General features: G+C 64.4%; 17 protein-coding genes. 8 read left to right on the top strand and 9 right to left on the bottom strand.

What is annotated here, in order from left to right; all coding sequences use genetic code 11:
• Positions 1–48 precede the first annotated feature (48 nt).
• The 3 genes from C5F44_RS12015 to C5F44_RS12005 all read left to right on the top strand — a co-directional run bounded on the left by C5F44_RS12015 (position 49) and on the right by C5F44_RS12005 (position 3,336).
• Positions 49–618 carry a DUF924 family protein gene (locus tag C5F44_RS12015; protein ID WP_107673783.1) on the top strand — a complete coding sequence of 190 codons (570 nt, stop codon included), beginning with the start codon at positions 49–51 and terminating at the stop codon, positions 616–618.
• 93 nt (positions 619–711) lie between these two features.
• The gene (gene lpdA, locus C5F44_RS12010; RefSeq protein ID WP_107673782.1) at positions 712–2,109 is read left to right on the top strand and encodes a dihydrolipoyl dehydrogenase; all 1,398 of its coding nucleotides are present in this window, start codon (positions 712–714) and stop codon (positions 2,107–2,109) included.
• 54 nt (positions 2,110–2,163) lie between these two features.
• Positions 2,164–3,336, top strand: coding sequence for an MFS transporter (locus C5F44_RS12005; RefSeq protein ID WP_235822620.1), 1,173 nt, complete (start codon positions 2,164–2,166; stop codon positions 3,334–3,336).
• On the opposite strand, the gene C5F44_RS12000 is transcribed toward C5F44_RS12005, so the two are convergent.
• Positions 3,318–3,677, bottom strand: a complete 360-nt coding sequence (locus C5F44_RS12000) for a rhodanese-like domain-containing protein (RefSeq protein ID WP_107673781.1) — start codon at positions 3,675–3,677, stop codon at positions 3,318–3,320. The genes C5F44_RS12005 and C5F44_RS12000 overlap by 19 nt on opposite strands.
• A 155-nt stretch (positions 3,678–3,832) precedes the next feature.
• On the opposite strand from C5F44_RS12000, the gene uvrA reads away from it, so the two are divergent.
• Complete coding sequence (uvrA, locus tag C5F44_RS11995; RefSeq protein WP_107673780.1) at positions 3,833–6,697, top strand: excinuclease ABC subunit UvrA; 2,865 nt, start codon at positions 3,833–3,835, stop codon at positions 6,695–6,697.
• Positions 6,698–6,736: 39 nt separating this feature from the next.
• On the opposite strand, the gene typA is transcribed toward uvrA, so the two are convergent.
• The 3 genes from typA to C5F44_RS11980 all read right to left on the bottom strand — a co-directional run bounded on the left by typA (position 6,737) and on the right by C5F44_RS11980 (position 9,940).
• The gene (gene typA / locus C5F44_RS11990) at positions 6,737–8,554 is read right to left on the bottom strand and encodes a translational GTPase TypA (protein ID WP_107673779.1); all 1,818 of its coding nucleotides are present in this window, start codon (positions 8,552–8,554) and stop codon (positions 6,737–6,739) included.
• Positions 8,555–8,679: 125 nt separating this feature from the next.
• A complete protein-coding gene (locus C5F44_RS11985; protein ID WP_107673778.1) occupies positions 8,680–9,282 on the bottom strand; it encodes a YitT family protein in 603 nt (200 codons plus the stop codon).
• A 43-nt stretch (positions 9,283–9,325) separates the two neighbouring features.
• Positions 9,326–9,940 carry a YitT family protein gene (locus C5F44_RS11980; RefSeq protein ID WP_107673777.1) on the bottom strand — a complete coding sequence of 205 codons (615 nt, stop codon included), beginning with the start codon at positions 9,938–9,940 and terminating at the stop codon, positions 9,326–9,328.
• A gap of 316 nt (positions 9,941–10,256) precedes the next feature.
• On the opposite strand from C5F44_RS11980, the gene C5F44_RS11975 reads away from it, so the two are divergent.
• Positions 10,257–11,507 (top strand): AAA family ATPase, encoded by a 1,251-nt coding sequence (locus C5F44_RS11975; RefSeq protein WP_107673776.1) that lies wholly within the window; start codon positions 10,257–10,259, stop codon positions 11,505–11,507.
• 329 nt (positions 11,508–11,836) lie between these two features.
• On the opposite strand, the gene C5F44_RS11970 is transcribed toward C5F44_RS11975, so the two are convergent.
• From C5F44_RS11970 to C5F44_RS11950, 5 genes are all read right to left on the bottom strand, one after another.
• Positions 11,837–12,079: a hypothetical protein gene (locus tag C5F44_RS11970; protein WP_107673775.1), complete on the bottom strand. Its 243-nt coding sequence runs from the start codon at positions 12,077–12,079 to the stop codon at positions 11,837–11,839.
• A gap of 404 nt (positions 12,080–12,483) precedes the next feature.
• Entirely contained in the window at positions 12,484–13,698 is a 1,215-nt protein-coding gene (locus C5F44_RS11965; RefSeq protein ID WP_107673774.1) for an NADP-dependent isocitrate dehydrogenase, read from the bottom strand.
• Positions 13,699–13,870: 172 nt separating this feature from the next.
• Entirely contained in the window at positions 13,871–14,479 is a 609-nt protein-coding gene (locus C5F44_RS11960) for an HD domain-containing protein (protein ID WP_107673773.1), read from the bottom strand.
• A 1-nt stretch (position 14,480) separates the two neighbouring features.
• Positions 14,481–14,741, bottom strand: coding sequence for a hypothetical protein (locus tag C5F44_RS11955; protein ID WP_107673772.1), 261 nt, complete (start codon positions 14,739–14,741; stop codon positions 14,481–14,483).
• Positions 14,741–15,400 carry an alpha/beta hydrolase gene (locus C5F44_RS11950; protein WP_107673771.1) on the bottom strand — a complete coding sequence of 220 codons (660 nt, stop codon included), beginning with the start codon at positions 15,398–15,400 and terminating at the stop codon, positions 14,741–14,743. The genes C5F44_RS11955 and C5F44_RS11950 overlap by 1 nt, the downstream gene beginning before the upstream one ends.
• A gap of 164 nt (positions 15,401–15,564) precedes the next feature.
• On the opposite strand from C5F44_RS11950, the gene iscR reads away from it, so the two are divergent.
• The 3 genes from iscR to sufB form a co-directional block, all read left to right on the top strand.
• Positions 15,565–16,044 (top strand): Fe-S cluster assembly transcriptional regulator IscR, encoded by a 480-nt coding sequence (iscR, locus tag C5F44_RS11945; protein ID WP_107673871.1) that lies wholly within the window; start codon positions 15,565–15,567, stop codon positions 16,042–16,044.
• Positions 16,041–17,090 (top strand): cysteine desulfurase family protein, encoded by a 1,050-nt coding sequence (locus C5F44_RS11940; protein ID WP_235822619.1) that lies wholly within the window; start codon positions 16,041–16,043, stop codon positions 17,088–17,090. Before iscR ends, C5F44_RS11940 begins: the two co-directional genes overlap by 4 nt.
• A gap of 15 nt (positions 17,091–17,105) precedes the next feature.
• Positions 17,106–18,215: Fe-S cluster assembly protein SufB (gene sufB / locus C5F44_RS11935; protein ID WP_107673770.1), on the top strand; the 1,110-nt coding region annotated here is incomplete at its 3' end.

Genomic DNA, 18,215 nt, shown 5'->3' with positions numbered 1-18,215 from the left:
GCGCCAGACCGGGCGGCCTGTCAGGGTGCAGGGCAGGGAGGACGACAGATGGCAGACCCCGTGGATGTGCTGGATTTCTGGCTGGGCGAGATCGGCCCCGAAGGCTGGTATGCCGGCACCGAAGAGATTGACGATGCCTGCGCCGTCCGCTTTGCCGAGGATTGGCAGGCGTTGCACGACGGCGGGCTGGAGCATTGGGTGGATGGCACGGTCGCCACGCTGGCCTATCTGATCATCGCCGACCAGTTCGCCCGCAACATCCACCGTGGCACGGCGCTGGCCTTTGCCACCGATGCGCAGGCGCGGGCGGCGGCGCGCAAGGCGCTGGCCGAGGGCTGGGACATGGGCGCGCCTGAGCCCGAGCGGCAGTTCTTCTACATGCCGCTCGAACATTCCGAAGACCCCGCCGATCAGGATCTGGCGGTGCAACTGATGCAGGACCGCCTGTCGTCCAACCCGGAGATGGCGCTTCATGCGCGGGCGCACCGGCAGATCATCCGGCGTTTCGGCCGGTTTCCGTTCCGCAATGCGGCGCTGGGGCGCGAAACCACGCCCGAGGAGGCGGCGTTTCTGGCCGAGGGGGGCTATGGGGCGATCGTTCGGGAATTGAAGGGTTAGCCATGCACCAATTGCAAGGCGGCGCGGCGCGCATGTTGTTGTGCGGCTGAATTGGTTGGTTTAAGGGTGAACTAATTTCCAGGGGAGGGGAATATGGGTGAGCAGAGCTTTGACGTTGTGGTGATAGGCGCAGGCCCCGGCGGCTATGTCGCGGCCATTCGTGCGGCGCAACTGGGCCAGAAGGTCGCCATCGTCGAGCGGGAACATCTGGGCGGCATCTGCCTGAACTGGGGCTGCATCCCGACCAAGGCCCTGCTGCGCAGCGCCGAAGTGTTCCACCTGATGCACCGCGCCAAGGAATTTGGGCTGAAGGCGGATGGCATCGGCTATGACCTGCCCGCCGTGGTGGCCCGCAGCCGGGGCGTGGCCAAGCAATTGTCGGGCGGCATCGGCCATCTGATGAAGAAGAACAAGGTCACCGTCTTCATGGGCGCGGCAACGCTGCCGAAGGCGGGCGCGGTCGAGGTGAAGACCGACAAGGGCACCGAGGTGCTGACCGCGAAGAACATCATCCTGGCCACCGGCGCGCGGGCGCGCGAATTGCCGGGGCTGGAAGCCGATGGCGATCTGGTCTGGAACTACAAGCACGCGCTGGTGGCGCCCCGGATGCCGAAGAAGCTGCTGGTGATCGGGTCAGGCGCCATCGGCATCGAATTCGCCAGCTTCTTCAACACGCTGGGCGCCGAGACCACGGTGGTTGAGGTGATGGACCGCATCCTGCCGGTGGAAGACGCCGAGATTTCGGCCTTTGCCAGGAAGCAGTTCGTCAAGCAGGGCATGAAGATTCTGGAAAAGGCCGCGGTCAAGCAGCTGGACCGCAAGCCGGGCGTCGGCGTGACCGCGCATATCGAACAGGACGGCAAGGTGACGACGGCCGAGTTCGACACGGTGATTTCCGCGGTCGGCATCGTGGGCAATGTCGAAAACCTTGGGCTTGAGGCGCTTGGCGTCAAGATCGACCGGACCCATGTGGTGACCGACGAATTCTGCCGCACCGGCGTGCCGGGCCTGTTTGCCATTGGCGACATTGCCGGCGCCCCCTGGCTGGCGCACAAGGCCAGCCATGAGGGCGTGATGGTGGCCGAGCTGATCGCGGGCGGGCATCCGCATCCGATCAAGCCGGGCAGCATTGCCGGCTGCACCTATTGCCATCCGCAGGTGGCCTCGGTCGGGCTGACAGAAGCCAAGGCCAAGGAGCAGGGCTATAGCGTGAAGGTTGGCCGCTTCCCCTTCATCGGCAATGGCAAGGCCATTGCGCTTGGCGAGCCCGAGGGGCTGGTGAAAACCGTGTTTGACGCCAAGACCGGCGAATTGCTGGGCGCGCATATGGTGGGGGCCGAGGTGACGGAGCTGATCCAGGGCTATGTGATCGGCCGCACGCTGGAGACCACCGAGGAAGACCTGATGAACACGGTCTTCCCGCACCCGACGCTGAGCGAAATGATGCATGAGGCGGTGCTGGACGCCTACGGGCGCGCGCTGCACATCTGACCAGGCTTCCGCCCTGTCTGGTCTTTGCCGGCGGCACGGATTAGGCAGGGCGGCATGATGCGGCTTCCTCCCATGGCGTTGGTGCTGCTGCTCTGGGCCGCGGGCCTGGGGGCGGCGGCGCAATTCGGCAAGATCTCGGTCCTGTTTCAGGATCTGCGCGGAATTTACGCCGGGCAGGGCGAGGTGGCGCTGGGGCTGGTCGTCTCGGTCGTTGGCATGGTGGGGCTGGTGTTCGGCACCACGGCGGGGCTGCTGGTGGCCCGGATCGGCCCGAAGCGGGCCATCGTCGGGGCCATGGCCCTGGGGGCGGCGGTGTCGGCGGTGCAGGCGCTGCTGCCGGCCTATCCGGTGATGATCCTGTCGCGGGTGCTGGAAGGCGCCTCGCATCTGGCCATCGTGGTGGTCGGACCGGTGCTGATTGCCCAGCTTGCGCCCGAGGAGCGCCGGCCGCTGGCAATGACACTGTGGTCCAGCTTCTTTGGGGTGACATATGCCGTGCTGGCGCTGATCGCGCCGGGCATCGTGGGCTGGGGCGGGGCGCCGGGGCTGTTTCTGGCCCATTCTGGCTGGATGGTGGCGATCGGCGCGCTGCTTTGGGCCGCGCTGCCCGCCGATCCGCCGGCCATACGGGGGCGTATGGGCAATGTGCTGGCCCAGCATGTGCAGATCTATGCCTCGCCCTGGCTGGCGGCGCCGGCCATGGGGTTCTGTTTCTATACCTTCCTCTATGTCGCCTGCCTGACGCTGCTGCCGCCGCAGACGCCCGAAAGCCACCGCGCGCTGATGGCGACGGGGATGCCGCTGGTGTCGATCGCGGTGTCGCTGACGCTGGGGGTGCGGCTGCTGAGCCGGATGCCCGCGGTGCGGCTGGCAAGCTGGGGCTATCTGGCCGCGCTGCCCGGATTCGTGGCGCTGTGGCTGTTCTGGGGGCACGGCAGCGGCATGGTGCTGGCGGGGTTCTGGCTGTCTGCCGCCCTGGGCATCGTGCAGGGGGCAAGTTTCGCCTCGATCCCGGAACTGAACCGCCTGCCCGAAGATCGCGCCCGCGCCGCCGGGGCGATTGCGCAACTGGGCAATCTGGGCACCACGACCGGCACCCCGGTTCTGGCGGCGATTCTGGCGGCGGGCGGGCCGCTGGCCCTGTCCGCGGTGGCGGTGCTGGCGGCGCTGGCAGGGGTGGCGGTGATCGGCTGGCAGGCGCGTCGCCGTCAGGCGCGGTCGACCTGACCGCCGCCGGCGACCCAATCGCCGAAGCCGCCCAGGTTCCAGACCGGATCATAGCCCATGCGGCGCAGCGTCTGCGCCGCCATGCCCGACCGCCCGCCCGAGGCGCAGTACAGAACCACGGGCTTGCCCGGCGCCATCACCGCGTCGGGCGCCTGCGGATCGGCCTTCAGCGCCAGCAGCCCCAGCGGAACATGCAGCGCGCCCTTGGCTTTGCCAGAGCCGCGCAGTTCGGCGGTTTCGCGGACATCGACCAGAACCATCTCACCCCGGGCCACCGCCGCCGCGATTTCGGCAACAGGGGGGCAGGCGGGGCCGGCGTTGGGGCGCAGGAAAGAGAACATCGGGAAACCTCATGCTTCGAGCCCATACATATATCAACAACCGAATATGTAAAGCCCCCCTCGCGCTGCCGTGATGTTCTGTCTTCGTTCACAAAATCCGGTTGGATACGGGGGCGAATTGCCCTATCTCTGGGGCCTCAGGTCAGGGGTCGCGGATGGCGGAGCAGAAGTTCATCGAAGTGCGCGGGGCGCGCGAGCACAATCTCAAGGGCATCGACCTTGATATTCCGCGCGATCAGCTTGTGGTGATCACCGGGCTGTCGGGATCGGGCAAGTCCAGCCTGGCCTTCGATACGATCTATGCCGAAGGCCAGCGCCGCTATGTCGAATCGCTGTCGGCCTATGCGCGGCAGTTCCTGGACATGATGGGCAAGCCGGATGTCGACCACATCTCGGGCCTGTCGCCGGCCATTTCCATCGAGCAGAAGACCACCTCGAAGAACCCGCGCTCGACCGTCGGCACGGTGACCGAGATCTATGACTATCTTCGCCTGCTGTTCGCCCGCGTCGGCACGCCCTACAGCCCCGCCACCGGCCTGCCGATCACCGCGATGCAGGTGCAGGACATGGTGGATGCTGTGATGGCAATGGCGGAAGGCACCCGCGCCTATCTGCTGGCGCCCATCGTGCGCGACCGGAAGGGCGAATATAAGAAGGAATTTCTGGAGCTTCGGAAGCAGGGCTTCCAGCGGATCAAGGTGAACGGCACCTTCCATGATCTGGAGGAACCGCCCACGCTGGACAAGAAGTTCCGCTACAACATCGACGTGGTGGTGGACCGGATCGTCGTGCGCGAGGGGCTGGAAACGCGGCTGGCCGACAGTTTCCGCACCGCGCTGAACCTGGCCGACGGCATTGCCGTGGTGGAACTGGCCGACAGCGCCGAGGGTGAGGCGCCGCAGCGCATCACCTATTCCGAGAAATTCGCCTGCCCGGTGTCGGGCTTCACCATTGCGGAAATCGAGCCGCGCCTGTTTTCCTTCAACGCGCCCTTCGGGGCCTGCCCGGCCTGTGACGGGCTGGGGGTGGAGCTGTTCTTCGACGAACGGCTGATCGTGCCCGATCAGGGCCTGTCGATCCCGCAGGGGGCCATTGCGCCCTGGGCCAAGTCGAAATCGCCCTATTTCACCCAGACTGTGGATGCGCTGGCCCGCCACTACGGCTTTGACAAGAAGACCAAATGGCGTGACCTGCCCGAGAACGTGAAGCAGCTTTTCCTTTACGGATCAAAGGGTGAGGAGATTGACTTCACCTATGATGAAGGCGGCCGCAGCTACAAGGTGCGCCGCGTTTTCGAAGGGGTGATCCCGAATTTCGAACGCCGCTACCGCGAAACCGACAGCGCTTGGTCGCGCGAGGAGATGGAGCGCTACCAGAACAACCGCGATTGCCACACCTGCGGTGGCTACCGGCTGAAGCCCGAGGCGCTGGCGGTCAAGATCGGCGGGCTGCACATCGGCCAGGTGGTGCGCATGTCGATCCGCGAGGCCCATGCCTGGATTGAGACGGTGCCGGCGCATCTGACGAACCAGAACAACGAGATTGCCCGCGCGATCCTGAAGGAAATCCGCGAACGTCTTGGATTCCTTGTGAATGTCGGCCTGGACTACCTGACGATGAGCCGCAATGCCGGCACCCTGTCGGGCGGCGAAAGCCAGCGTATCCGGCTGGCCAGCCAGATTGGCAGCGGGTTGACCGGGGTGCTGTATGTGCTGGACGAGCCGTCGATCGGCCTGCACCAGCGCGACAATGACCGGCTGCTGACCACGCTGAAGAACCTGCGCGATCAGGGCAATACGGTGCTGGTGGTGGAGCATGACGAGGATGCCATCCGCGAGGCGGATTACGTCTTCGACTTCGGCCCCGGCGCCGGGGTGCATGGCGGGCGGATCGTGGCGCAGGGCACGCCGGCGCAGATTGCCGCCGATCCGGCCAGCCTGACCGGGCAATACCTGTCAGGCAGCCGGGCGATCACCGTGCCGAAGCAGAGGCGCGACGGCAGTGGCAAGAAGCTGACGGTGGTGGGCGCATCCGGCAACAATCTCAAGAACCTGACGGCCGACTTTCCGCTGGGCAAGTTCGTCTGCGTGACCGGGGTGTCGGGCGGGGGCAAGTCCACGCTGACCATCGAGACTCTGTTCAAGACCGCCGCGATGCGGCTGAACGGGGCGCATGAGACGCCCGCACCTTGCGAGACGATCAAGGGGTTCGAACATCTGGACAAGGTGATCGACATCGACCAGCGCGCCATCGGGCGGACGCCTCGGTCGAACCCGGCCACCTATACCGGGGCCTTCACCCATATCCGCGACTGGTTTGCCGGACTGCCGGAATCCAAGGCGCGCGGGTATGGGCCGGGGCGGTTCAGCTTCAACGTCAAGGGCGGCCGCTGCGAGGCTTGCCAGGGCGACGGGGTGATCAAGATCGAGATGCACTTCTTGCCCGATGTCTATGTCACCTGCGAAACCTGCAAGGGCCATCGCTACAATCGCGAAACGCTGGAAATAAAGTTCAAGAACAAGAGCATCGCCGATGTTCTTGACATGACATGCGAAGATGCGCGCGAGTTCTTTTCCGCCGTGCCCAGCATCCGGGAAAAGATGGATGCGCTGTGCGAGGTGGGGCTTGGCTATATCAAGGTCGGGCAGCAGGCGACCACGCTGTCAGGCGGCGAGGCGCAGCGTGTGAAGCTGTCCAAAGAACTGAGCCGCCGGGCAACCGGGCGCACGCTGTACATTCTGGATGAGCCGACCACGGGGCTGCATTTCGAGGACGTGCGCAAACTGCTGGAAGTGCTGCATTCGCTGGTGGATCAGGGCAATACTGTCGTGGTGATCGAGCATAACCTCGACGTGGTGAAAACCGCCGACTGGGTGATCGACATCGGCCCCGAGGGCGGCGATGGCGGTGGCCGGATCGTCGCGACCGGCACGCCCGAGCAGATTGCCAAGGTCGAGGCCAGCCATACGGGGCGGTATCTCAAGGACATGCTCAAGCCGCGGCGGATGGCGGCGGAATAGGAAAAGCCGCGGGATTTCCGCGGCTTTTCCCTTGTTTTCTTATTCGCTGCGCGAGGCGCGCTTGCGTTCATGCGGGTCCAGAAGCCGCTTGCGCAGCCGGATGATCTTGGGCGTGACCTCGACCAGTTCGTCATCGTCGATATAGGCGATGGCCTCTTCCAGGCTGAAGCGGATGTGCGGGGTCAGGCGGACGGCTTCGTCGGTGCCGCTGGCACGGACGTTGGTCAGCTTCTTGCCCTTGAGCGGGTTCACTTCCAGATCATTGTCGCGCGAATGTTCGCCGATGATCATGCCGGTATAGACCTGTTCCTGCGGGCCGATGAACATGCGGCCGCGGTCTTCCAGGTTCCACAGGGCATAGGCGACGGAAACGCCGGTCTCCATGCTGATCAGCACGCCCTGACGGCGGCCCTGGATCGGGCCCTTGTGCGGCGCCCAGCCGTGGAAGATGCGGTTCAGCACGCCGGTGCCGCGGGTATCGGTCAGGAACTGGCCGTGATAGCCGATCAGCCCGCGCGAGGGGACATGGGCGATGATGCGGGTCTTGCCCACGCCGGCGGGCCGCATCTCGACCAGATCACCCTTGCGTTCGCCGGTCAGCTTGTCAATGACCGCGCCCGAGAATTCGTCATCGACATCGACGATGACCTCTTCGACGGGCTCGTTCCGCACACCGTCGATTTCCTGCATGATCACGCGCGGGCGCGAGATCGACAGTTCAAAACCTTCGCGGCGCATGTTCTCGATCAGAACGCCCATCTGCAATTCGCCCCGGCCCGAGACTTCGAAGGCCTCGCCGCCGGGGGTGTCGGCGACCTTGATCGCCACGTTCACCTCGGCTTCGCGCATCAGGCGTTCGCGGATCACGCGCGACTGCACCTTGTTGCCGTCGCGCCCGGCCAGCGGGCTGTCGTTGATGCCGAAGGTGACGGTGATGGTCGGCGGGTCGATCGGCTGGGCGGGCAGGGCGGTTTCGATGGACGGGTCGCAGAGCGTATCGGCCACGGTGGCCTTGGACATGCCGGCCACGGTGACGATGTCGCCGGCGACGGCTTCGTCGATGGCGGTCTGGGTCAGGCCCCGGAAGGCCAGGATCTTGGTGACGCGGAACTGTTCCAGCCGCTCGCCGTCGCGCGACAGGGCTTTGAGCGTGGTGCCGGTGGTCAGCCGGCCGGATTCGACGCGGCCGGTCAGGATGCGGCCAAGGTAGGGGTCGGCCGACAGGGTGGTGGCCAACATGCGGAAGGGTTCGCCTTCGCGCGCGATCTGCGCCGGTGCGGGGACATGGCGCACGATCAGGTCGAACAGCGCGGCCAGATCCTTGCGGGGGCCGTCCAGTTCCATGTCGGCCCAGCCCGAGCGGCCCGAAGCATAGACATGCGGGAAATCAAGCTGCGCGTCGCTGGCGCCAAGGTTGGCGAAGAGATCGAACACTTCGTTCAGGGCGCGGTCGGGTTCGGCGTCGGGCTTGTCGACCTTGTTCAGCACCACGATGGGGCGCAGGCCCAGGGCCAGCGCCTTGGCCAGCACGAATTTGGTCTGCGGCATCGGGCCTTCGGCGGCATCGACCAGCAGGCAGACGCCATCGACCATCGACAGGATGCGCTCCACCTCGCCGCCGAAATCGGCGTGGCCGGGGGTGTCGACGATGTTGATCCGCGTCCCCTTCCATTCGACCGAGGTGGCCTTGGCCAGGATGGTGATCCCGCGTTCGCGTTCGATGTCGTTGGAATCCATCGCCCGTTCGGAGACCATCTGGCCCTCGCGATAGGTGCCGGACTGTTTCAGAAGCTCGTCCACCAGCGTGGTCTTGCCGTGGTCAACGTGGGCGATGATAGCGATGTTTCGCAGCTGCATGGGGTCCGCATCTTGGGGGGAGGGGGTAAAGTCTGGCGCGGCTTACAGGGTTTTCGGCCCCGTGGCCAGAGGGGAGGCGGGGAAAGCGGGGGTTCCGGGCGGTTTCGGCGGCGGGATGCGGCGGGTCAGGTGGCGATATAGCGGTCGCGGCGGTGGTTGATGGCGATCACCAGATTGACCACCAGCGCGCCGACAAAGCTGATCACCACCGTCATGGGGTCGCGCACAAGGAAGGCGGCGGCGAAAAGAACGGCGTCAAAGCCAAGCTGCACCCAGCCCGCGCGCCAGCCAAGCCGGTCTTGCAGCATCAGCGCGACGATGCCGACGCCGCCCAGGCTGGCGCCATGGCGGAACAGCGCCAGCAGGGCCGAGCCGGAGATGAAGCCGAAGAGCACGGCGCCCAGCCAGGGGTTCAGCGTGGCAAAGCTGATGTGTTGCGGCATCCACATGGCCAGCCCCGACAGGAGCGCGACGGAAAGGAAGGTCTTGGCGGTGAACACCGCCCCCATCCGCAGGTAGCCGAAGATATAGAACGGCAGGTTCACCGCAAAGAACACCGGCCCGAAGCCCCAGCCCGTGGCATAGGAGATCAGCACCGCCAGCCCCGCCGTCTGGCCGGTGACCAGGCCAAGATGGGTAAGGATCACGATGCCGAAGGCGGCCATGGTGCTGCCATAGGCAATGGCCTGGGCATCTTCGATCAGGGTGTGCTTTTCCGGTTCGGTCATGCGCGCGGCTTTAGCCTGTGGGGACGGCAACGGGAAGGGGCGTTCAGGTCACCACATACCAGTCGCGGCGGTGGTTGAAGGTGATCACCGCGTTCAGGATCACCGCGCCCAGCAGCGACCACAGCACCCGGTCGGGCGGCAGCAGGAAGACGGCGGCGGTGAACAGGATCAGGTCATGGATCAACTGGGTCCAGCCGGCGCGGAAGCCGGTCTTGTCCTGCAGGATCAGCGCGACGATGGAGACGCCGCCCAGGCTGCCGGAATGGCGGAACAGGCCCAGCAGGCCGACGCCGGCCGAAACGCCGAACAGCACGGCGGCGGCGGCGGGGTGGATCTGGTCAACGTGAAGAAGCGGCTTCAGCGCCTCGGCCAGAAGCGAGACCAGCGCGACGGTGGCCAGGCTTTTCAGGCAGAACACCGGGCCGCGCGCCATCCAGGCGAAGCCGAAGAAGGGGATGTTCATCGCGAAGAACACGACCGAGAAGTTCCAGTGGAACACATAGGACAGGATCAGCGCGGTGCCCGCGGTGCCGCCGGTGACCAGCCCCGCCGCCCGCAGCAGATGGATGCCAAGGGCGGCCTGCGCCGAGGCAATCATGAGGCCCTGAACGTCCTCGAAGGCGGTGTAGCGACGGGCGGTTGAAAGGTCAGCATCCATGACCTTGTTTATGCGCCTGACTTGCGCGCCTGTCGAGGGGGAATTTGTGGGGGATGCGGGGCGGGGGAGATGCTGCGGTGGGGGCAGGTGGCAGAAGGGTGGGTTTGGGCGGCGGCGCGGACGGCCCGATTGTGGCGGGTTGCGGTGGCTCGTGGCGGTGGCGAAAGGGGCGGCTATGCGGGACGGAGCCGCCCTTGGCCGTCTTCAAGTGAACGACCGGTTCCCAATAAGACAAATTGATTGGCTCTGCTGACGGCTGTAAACACGAGGAACTTTGGCCCAGAGCTAGAGCAAGCGTTTTCAACAGGTGAAACTGATGGAAGACCGTAAAAAAGAAATCCTAACGGCAGCTCTGGATAACTACCTGCAATCCGGAGACTTCAATGGAATGGGCGTGGCGCACCTAACGCACGCGGGTGATGTGGACCTGATCAAAGAACTCATCGCGGACGGTCGGCTGGATCTTATTCGCGGTGACGGGCACCCAAACCCACATATCAAGGCATTCGAGGCAGAACCTATCGACGTTCAACTTGAGAAAATTGACAAGGCTGGACTCGCTGGGTGCCTGTATCCCACCCCGCAGCTACTTGTCGAACACGGTGCTGGGGCCAGTGAAGCTGCACCGTATACCAAAGCGCTAAAGGAGGGTGCCCCACAGTTGAGTTTTCGCGCCTTCGACCTCCGTGCGCTTGAGTGGTACCGCAACGACCCACGTTTCGATTTCGACGTTGATGACATTCACGGCCGAATATTGCAGAAAGATGGGACGCAGGTAGCCGACCGCGCCGTATTGCAGGACGGGCTTGAATTTTTTGAATTTGGCTTTGCATATGAAGGAGAGATGCACCGCGCCATCGCTGCTTTCATTCGATACCTTCACGATCTGCCAGAAGAGCTACAGATTCAAATGGCTGTGCATGAGCTGGATGGCTCGTACAGACTTCACCCCGATTTCTTTCGCACTCAAATCATCGGTGATTTCCCCGAGAGGATGTCAATTTATGATGCGTTTCTTGAGGAGAAGAAGCAGATAAATCGGTTCTGCACGCAGATTGGAAAACCACCACTCTTTCGAACCGAGTTTGGTGAATTCAAGCGCCCACATGGTTTTGGTATCTTGATCAGACCCACAAAGAAGGAGTTTCGGGATTTTGCCTTGTTACTGGACCAACTGTTAAGCGAAGATCTCAACAGAGACTTCTTCAAAGGCGACGTAAATCTGAATCGTAACCTGACTGATGAGGATGGAAATCCCGTCATACAGCCGAAAGGCACCATCCAGTTGTTGGAAGAGTGGATAGCTAAAAAATTTCCGCCCGCTGATCCAGAGCCAATGGAGCAAATGTTCGCAGACTTTCGCTCGGTACGGAAGGTGCGTCAGAAACCGGCGCACAAAGTTGAGGATAACGAATTTGATCAGAAGTACGTGGCCGAGCAACGTGATCTAATCATCAGTGCCTATGGCGCGGTACACACGTTGCGAATGGTTCTAGAAAATCACCCAGACACGCGGAAGGATGAAGTCCCTGATTACCTTAGGGCAGGGAAAGTTTGGACGATGTGAACGACGGAATCGCAGCTTCGACATCCTCCGAGCTTACTAAAGCAGTCCTTCGGGCTTCCCGCAGCATCAATCGTTTTGGGCTCAAAACCACCCCCCATTCCCGCCACACCGTCAGGCCAGCACCCGACCGCGGGTGGGCGCTTCCAGCGGTGCGAGGCGGGTGCTTTATGGGGCGGCCTCTTCTTCGGGCTAAACGTAGAACCGGCAGCGCAGAAGCGCCCGCCCGGGGGCGGTCGGGCGCTGGCCGGGGCCGCTTTGCGGCTGTTAACCCGACCGGGACTTCTGCTGGGCGTGGATCAGGCCGGGGTGTTCCGGCCTGATCCCTTGGGTTACCGCCAGTAGCTCGGGCCGCCATGCAGGGTATGGGGCGCCGGCGGCAGGGGCGGCAGGCCGATGTCGGCGCGCAGGTGGTTGTTCAGGCGGCGCGCGTCCGGCGGGCGGGCCTTGCGCATCCGGCCGCGCAGCAGCGCCAGCAGCGCGGCCACCAGCACCTTGCGGGCGCCATGCAGCGCGATGGCGGCATCAATCGGGTCGACGGGGCGGAATTCGCCCCTGTGTTCGGTCAGGACCATGGGGGTTCCCGGCGCGTGTTGCCACGGGGCCGGCCTTCGACTTTGGGTTTGAAAGGGCCGGACATCCGAAGGCCGCATCCCCATGAAAGGGGGATCAAGGGCAAATGCGGAGGGCCGGCGGGATCAGGGACTTGCGCGCCCGGTCAGGGGGCGCAGCGGCGGCTCAGGTGCGACGGTATCGACCCCAGAGCGATCCGGTTGCCGAGGCGGTATTATTCGAATTCATAATCCGCCCTCCCTTGCTTGCAGTGCCGGATGGCGGCTGCATAGGGGTGCGGGCGGGTTCAGGCAAGGGCGGCGCGGCAGGTTGCGCGCCACTGCGGCAGACGGGCCACAGAAGGGGTGCCGAAAATGCGAAAGGGCCGGCGAACCGGCCCTTTGCGACGATCTGCGGTGGCGAAGGATCAGCCCTTGAGCGCCTTGTTCAGATACTGGTCCACCTTTTCCAGATAGCCCATGGTGGTCAGCCACTTCTGGTCGGGGCCGACCAGCAGCGCCAGATCCTTGGTCATGTGGCCGTCTTCCACCGCCTGCACGGTGACCTTTTCCAGCGTCTGGGCAAAGCGCATCAGTTGCTCGTTGTTGTCCAGCTTGGCGCGGTGCTTCAGGCCGCCGGTCCAGGCGTAGATCGAGGCGATGGAGTTGGTGCTGGTCTCCTTGCCCTTCTGGTGTTCGCGGTAGTGGCGGGTCACGGTGCCGTGGGCGGCTTCGGCTTCCACGATCTTGCCATCGGGCGTCATCAGCACCGAGGTCATCAGGCCAAGGCTGCCGAAGCCCTGGGCCACGATGTCGGACTGCACGTCGCCGTCATAGTTCTTGCAGGCCCAGACATAGCCGCCCGACCATTTCAGGGCGCTGGCCACCATGTCGTCGATCAGGCGGTGTTCGTAGGTCAGGCCGCGCTTCTTGAATTCGTCGGCGAATTCCTCGTCGAAGATCTTCTGGAAGATGTCCTTGAAGCGGCCGTCATAGGCCTTGAGGATGGTGTTCTTGGTCGAGAGATACACCGGCACGTTGCGCACCAGGCCATAGTTCAGCGAGGCGCGGGCAAAGTCGGTGATGCTGTCGTCGAGGTTGTACATCCCCATGTAGACGCCGGCCGAGGGGGCCGAGTAGACATCCTTCTCGATCACCGTGCCGTCGTCGCCGACGAACTTCATCGTCAGCTTGCCCTTGCCGGGGAACTTGAAGTCGGTCGCGCGATACTGGTCGCCGAAGGCGTGGCGGCCCACGACGATGGGCTTGGTCCAGTGCGGCACAAGGCGCGGCACGTTCTTGCAGATGATCGGCTCGCGGAAGATTACGCCGCCCAGGATGTTGCGGATGGTGCCGTTCGGCGACTTCCACATTTCCTTGAGGTTGAATTCCTGCACCCGCGCCTCGTCGGGGGTGATGGTGGCGCATTTCACCGCCACACCCACTTCCTTGGTCTTCATCGCGGAATCGATGGTGATCTGGTCGCCGGTGCGGTCGCGTTCCTCGATCCCGAGATCGTAGTAGAGCAGGTCGATGTCCAGGTAGGGCAGGATCAGCTTCTTCTTGATGAAGTCCCAGATGATCCGGGTCATCTCGTCGCCGTCCATTTCGACGATCGGATTCGCCACCTTGATCTTCGTCATCGGTTGCCCTTTCGGTGTTGGGATTCGCTGATGCCCTCATAGCGGAAAGGGCGGGGTCGGAAAAGATGGTATGCGAAGGTATACCGAAAATGCCGCGGTCCGGCGCGGGAGGGCGGCGGCGGACCGGGGCGCTGCCCCGGACCCCGGGGTATTTCGGCCAAGATGAAGCCGGTCAGCCGCCGAAGAAGGGCCGGACCTGCGCCTTGACCCAATCCCAGATCCGGGGGGCGCCGCGGGCGATCTTGTTGCCGACGCGGGATTCGAGCTGATCCCAGGTGACGGAATAGGTGGTCCAGGTGCCACCGCCCGACAGCAGGTTGGCCAGGACGGGCTGCACGCGGTCAAGCGATTTGGCAAAGACCGCGTCGGGCGTCTCGGCGGCTTCGAATTCATCCCAAAGCGCGCGGAAGCTGTGCGCCAGATCGGCCGGCAGAAGGCCGAAGATGCGGTCTGCGGCGCGTTGTTCGGCGGCCTGGGTCTCCAGGCTGGCATGGGCCGCGCCGTTGGCCGAGTGGATCGGCACGTCGCCCACGTCGATTTCCACCAGATCATGCAGGATCAGCATACGGATCACCCGGTCGATGGACACATCCGGGGGGGCCTGATCGGCCAGCACCATGGCGTAAAGCGCCAGATGCCAGGAATGTTCGCCCGAATTCTCGCGCCGGGAGCCGTCACAAAGGGTGGTGGCGCGCAGAACCGATTTCAGGCGGTCGGCTTCGTTCAGGAAGGCGAACTGGGCGTCAAGGCGGGAGGTTTGGGGATCTGGTGTCTGGGGCATGTCAGGCTGTGCCGGCGTCGCGCGGGGGCTTGGGAGCCGAGCCGCCTTCGCGCCGGGCCTTGAGGGTGCGGTTCAGGAAATCACGCCCCCGGCGTTCGGCCAGCCGGATGCGGACCGAGGTCATGAACGCCTCTTGCAGCGTGGGCGAGGCGGCCAGCAGCACCTGCGCCATCTGTTCGTAGTAGCGGTCATCCCCCAACTCGTCCTGCGCGGCCAGCACGTCGCGGGCCAGCGCATCGGCAAGTTCCTGGATGAAGGACATCAGCGGGTTCCTTCACCCATGCGCCGGCGGACGTAATCGGAAACGGTCTGGATCATCGGCTTCATATGGGCCTCTTCGTCCTTGAAGAAGTGGTCCGCGCCTTCGATCTCGGTATGGGTGATGGTGATGCCCTTCTGTTCGTGCAGCTTGGAGACCAGCGTGCGCGTGTCCTTGGGCGGGGCCACCTTGTCGGCGGTGCCGTTGATGATCAGCCCCGAAGACGGGCAGGGCGCGAGGAAGGTGAAGTCGTAAAGGTTCGCTGGCGGCGCGACCGAGATGAAGCCGGTGATTTCCGGCCGGCGCATCAGCAGTTGCATCCCGATCCAGGCCCCGAAGGAGAAGCCCGCGACCCAGCAATGCTTGGCGTTCTGGTTCATCGCCTGCAGATAGTCGAGCGCGGAGGCCGCGTCGGACAATTCGCCGATGCCCTGATCATATTCGCCCTGGCTGCGCCCGACGCCGCGGAAGTTGAACCGCAGCACGGTGAAGCCCAGATTGTAGAAGGCGTAATGCAGGTTGTAGACGACCTTGTTGTTCATCGTGCCGCCATAGGCGGGATGCGGATGCAGCACGATGGCGATGGGCGCGTCGCGGTCCTTCTGCGGGTGGTAGCGGCCTTCGAGGCGGCCGTCGGGTCCGGCAAAGATGACTTCTGGCATGGGCCTTGCTGGTTCCTGCTTGGTGCGATTTGTTGACGCTATCGCCGGGAAAAACTAGAGCTTCTCCAGCCGCGGGCTTGTGGTGGGCTGGAACATCGGGTTTCAGGTAATGGCCGCGGCAGGCCGCGTCAATGGACTTGCGCCGCCGCGCTGGGGAGAAGGCGATGAAACTCTCGACCAAGGGACGCTATGCGATGGTCGCGCTGGCCGATCTGGCGCTGGCCGAGGCCAGGTCGGGCGGCGAGGAACTGGTGTCGCTGGCCGCGATCTCGAAGCGGCAGGACATCAGCCTGCCGTATCTGGAGCAGTTGTTCGTCAAGCTGCGCCGGGCGGGGCTGGTCGAGGCGGTGCGGGGGCCGGGGGGCGGTTACAAGCTGGCGCGCGATCCGCAAAGCATTCGGGTGAGCGAGGTGCTGGAGGCGGTGGAAGAGACCGTCGATGCCATGCACACCGGGGCCGGGGCCACGGGGGCGGTGTCGGGCACGCGGGCGCAAAGCCTGACCAACCGGCTGTGGGAAAGCCTGTCGGCCAATGTCTATGTCTTCCTGCATCAGGTGCGGCTGTCGGACGTGGTGAAGAATGACCTGACGCCGTGCCCGGCGGTTCCCAGCCTGTTCCGCGTCCGCGTGGTGGACGAGGAGTGAGCGCGGCCCGCGTCTATCTGGACTGGAACGCCACGACCCCGCTGCGCCCCGAGGCGCGCGCGGCCATGGCGGCGGCGATGGATGTGGTCGGCAACCCGTCTTCGGTTCATGCCGAAGGGCGGGCGGCGAAGGCGCTGATCGAGCGGGCGCGGGCGCAGGTGGCGGCGGCGCTGGGGGCCGAGGGGGCCGACATCGTGTTCACCAGCGGTGCGACCGAGGCGGCGGCACTGGCCTGTGCCGGGCGCGGCCTGGCCTGTGCCGCGGTCGAGCATGAGGCGGTGGCCGCCTGGTGCGAGGTGGGCCTGCCCGTTGCGGCCGATGGCGCCGTGACGGTGGCCGATCCGGCGCGGACGGCGCTGCAACTGGCCAATTCCGAGACGGGAATCGTTCAGGCCCTGCCGGCGGGGCTGGCGGTCAGCGACCTGACGCAGGCTTTCGGCAAGCGGCCCTTCGCCTTCAACTGGCTGGACTGTGCCATGGGGCTGGTCAGTGCCCATAAATTGGGCGGCCCCAAGGGCATTGGGGCGCTGGTCTTGCGGCAAGGGATTGATCTGCAAGCGCAACTTCGCGGCGGCGGGCAGGAGATGGGGCGCCGGGCCGGGACCGAGAACCTGATCGGAATCGCCGGTTTCGGTGCCGCGGCCGAGGCGGCGGCCCGCGATCTGGCCACCGGGATCTGGGAAGAAGTGGCCGAGTTTAGAAATATTCTAGAAATGGCATTGTCGGCTTCGGGATTTGAGACTATTTCTGTCGGGAAAGGCGCGGACCGCCTGCCGAACACCCTGTGCGTCATTGCCCCCGGCTGGAAGGGCGAGACCCAGGTGATGGCGATGGATCTGGCGGGCTTTGCCGTTTCGGCAGGGTCGGCCTGTTCCAGCGGCAAGGTGCGCGCCTCGAAGGTGCTGCGGGCGATGGGCTTTGACGAGGGGCAGGCGGGTCAGGCGATCCGCATCTCTCTGGGGCCCGGCGTGGCGAAGGACGATGTGCTGCGGTTCGCCGATGTGTGGACCAAGGCCTATGCGAAGGCCCGAGCGCGGGCGACGTAAGGACGGAGAGACGCAATGGCGACGGTCGAAGCAGAAGATGTGCGCGAAGGCGTCGATCGGGAGACGATCGAGACCGTCCAGGCCATGGCCGGCAAGTACAAATACGGCTGGGAAACCGAGATCGAGACGGAATATGCGCCGAAAGGGCTGAACGAGGACATCGTTCGCCTGATCAGCAGCAAGAACGCCGAGCCGGAGTGGATGCTGGAATGGCGTCTGGCCGCCTATCGCCGCTGGGTGGGGCTGGAAGAGCCCCGCTGGGCGATGCTGAACTATCCCGAGATCGACTATCAGGACCAGTATTACTACGCCAAGCCCAAGAGCATGTCGGTCAAGCCGAAGTCGCTGGACGAGGTGGACCCCAAGCTGCTGGCCACCTATGAAAAGCTGGGCATCCCGCTGAAGGAACAGGCGCTGCTGGCCGGGGTGGAAATGCCCGAGGGCGAGCGGCAGGTCGCGGTGGACGCGGTCTTCGACTCGGTCAGCGTCGGCACCACCTTCAAGGAGGAGTTGCGCAAGGCGGGCGTGATCTTCTGTTCGATCTCGGAAGCGGTGCGTGAACATCCCGAACTGGTGCAGAAATATCTGGGCACCGTCGTTCCGCCCAGCGACAACTTCTTTGCCACGCTGAACTGCGCGGTGTTTTCCGACGGCAGTTTTGTCTATATCCCGCCGGGCGTGCGCTGCCCGATGGAACTGTCCACCTATTTCCGCATCAACGCGGAAAACACCGGCCAGTTCGAACGCACTCTGATCATTGCCGACAAGGGCAGCTATGTCAGCTATCTGGAAGGCTGCACCGCGCCCAAGCGCGACACCACCCAATTGCACGCGGCGGTGGTGGAAATCGTGCTGCTTGAGGATGCCGAGGTCAAATACTCGACCGTGCAGAACTGGTATCCGGGCGATGAGGAAGGCCGGGGCGGCATCTACAACTTTGTCACCAAGCGTGCCGATTGCCGGGGCGCCCGGTCCAAGGTGATGTGGACGCAGGTGGAAACCGGCAGCGCGATCACCTGGAAATATCCGTCCTGCATCCTGCGGGGCGAGGGCAGCCAGGGCGAGTTCTATTCCATCGCCATCGCCAACAACGCCCAGCAGGCCGATACCGGCACCAAGATGATT

The sequence above is a fragment of the Fuscovulum blasticum DSM 2131 genome (assembly GCF_003034965.1).
Lineage (GTDB): Bacteria > Pseudomonadota > Alphaproteobacteria > Rhodobacterales > Rhodobacteraceae > Pseudogemmobacter > Pseudogemmobacter blasticus.
Note: the sequence above shows the minus strand (reverse complement) of the source record. Positions and strands in the feature narration are given on the sequence as shown.

Excerpts from the sequence above, each read along its gene's own strand:
- C5F44_RS12015 (WP_107673783.1), top strand. The coding sequence starts at position 49 with ATGGCAGACCCCGTGGATGTGCTGGATTTCTGGCTGGGCGAGATCGGC.
- lpdA (WP_107673782.1), top strand. The coding sequence starts at position 712 with ATGGGTGAGCAGAGCTTTGACGTTGTGGTGATAGGCGCAGGCCCCGGC.
- C5F44_RS12005 (WP_235822620.1), top strand. The coding sequence starts at position 2,164 with ATGATGCGGCTTCCTCCCATGGCGTTGGTGCTGCTGCTCTGGGCCGCG.
- C5F44_RS12000 (WP_107673781.1), bottom strand. The coding sequence starts at position 3,677 with ATGTTCTCTTTCCTGCGCCCCAACGCCGGCCCCGCCTGCCCCCCTGTT.
- uvrA (WP_107673780.1), top strand. The coding sequence starts at position 3,833 with ATGGCGGAGCAGAAGTTCATCGAAGTGCGCGGGGCGCGCGAGCACAAT.
- typA (WP_107673779.1), bottom strand. The coding sequence starts at position 8,554 with ATGCAGCTGCGAAACATCGCTATCATCGCCCACGTTGACCACGGCAAG.
- C5F44_RS11985 (WP_107673778.1), bottom strand. The coding sequence starts at position 9,282 with ATGACCGAACCGGAAAAGCACACCCTGATCGAAGATGCCCAGGCCATT.
- C5F44_RS11980 (WP_107673777.1), bottom strand. The coding sequence starts at position 9,940 with ATGGATGCTGACCTTTCAACCGCCCGTCGCTACACCGCCTTCGAGGAC.
- C5F44_RS11975 (WP_107673776.1), top strand. The coding sequence starts at position 10,257 with ATGGAAGACCGTAAAAAAGAAATCCTAACGGCAGCTCTGGATAACTAC.
- C5F44_RS11970 (WP_107673775.1), bottom strand. The coding sequence starts at position 12,079 with ATGGTCCTGACCGAACACAGGGGCGAATTCCGCCCCGTCGACCCGATT.
- C5F44_RS11965 (WP_107673774.1), bottom strand. The coding sequence starts at position 13,698 with ATGACGAAGATCAAGGTGGCGAATCCGATCGTCGAAATGGACGGCGAC.
- C5F44_RS11960 (WP_107673773.1), bottom strand. The coding sequence starts at position 14,479 with ATGCCCCAGACACCAGATCCCCAAACCTCCCGCCTTGACGCCCAGTTC.
- C5F44_RS11955 (WP_107673772.1), bottom strand. The coding sequence starts at position 14,741 with ATGTCCTTCATCCAGGAACTTGCCGATGCGCTGGCCCGCGACGTGCTG.
- C5F44_RS11950 (WP_107673771.1), bottom strand. The coding sequence starts at position 15,400 with ATGCCAGAAGTCATCTTTGCCGGACCCGACGGCCGCCTCGAAGGCCGC.
- iscR (WP_107673871.1), top strand. The coding sequence starts at position 15,565 with ATGAAACTCTCGACCAAGGGACGCTATGCGATGGTCGCGCTGGCCGAT.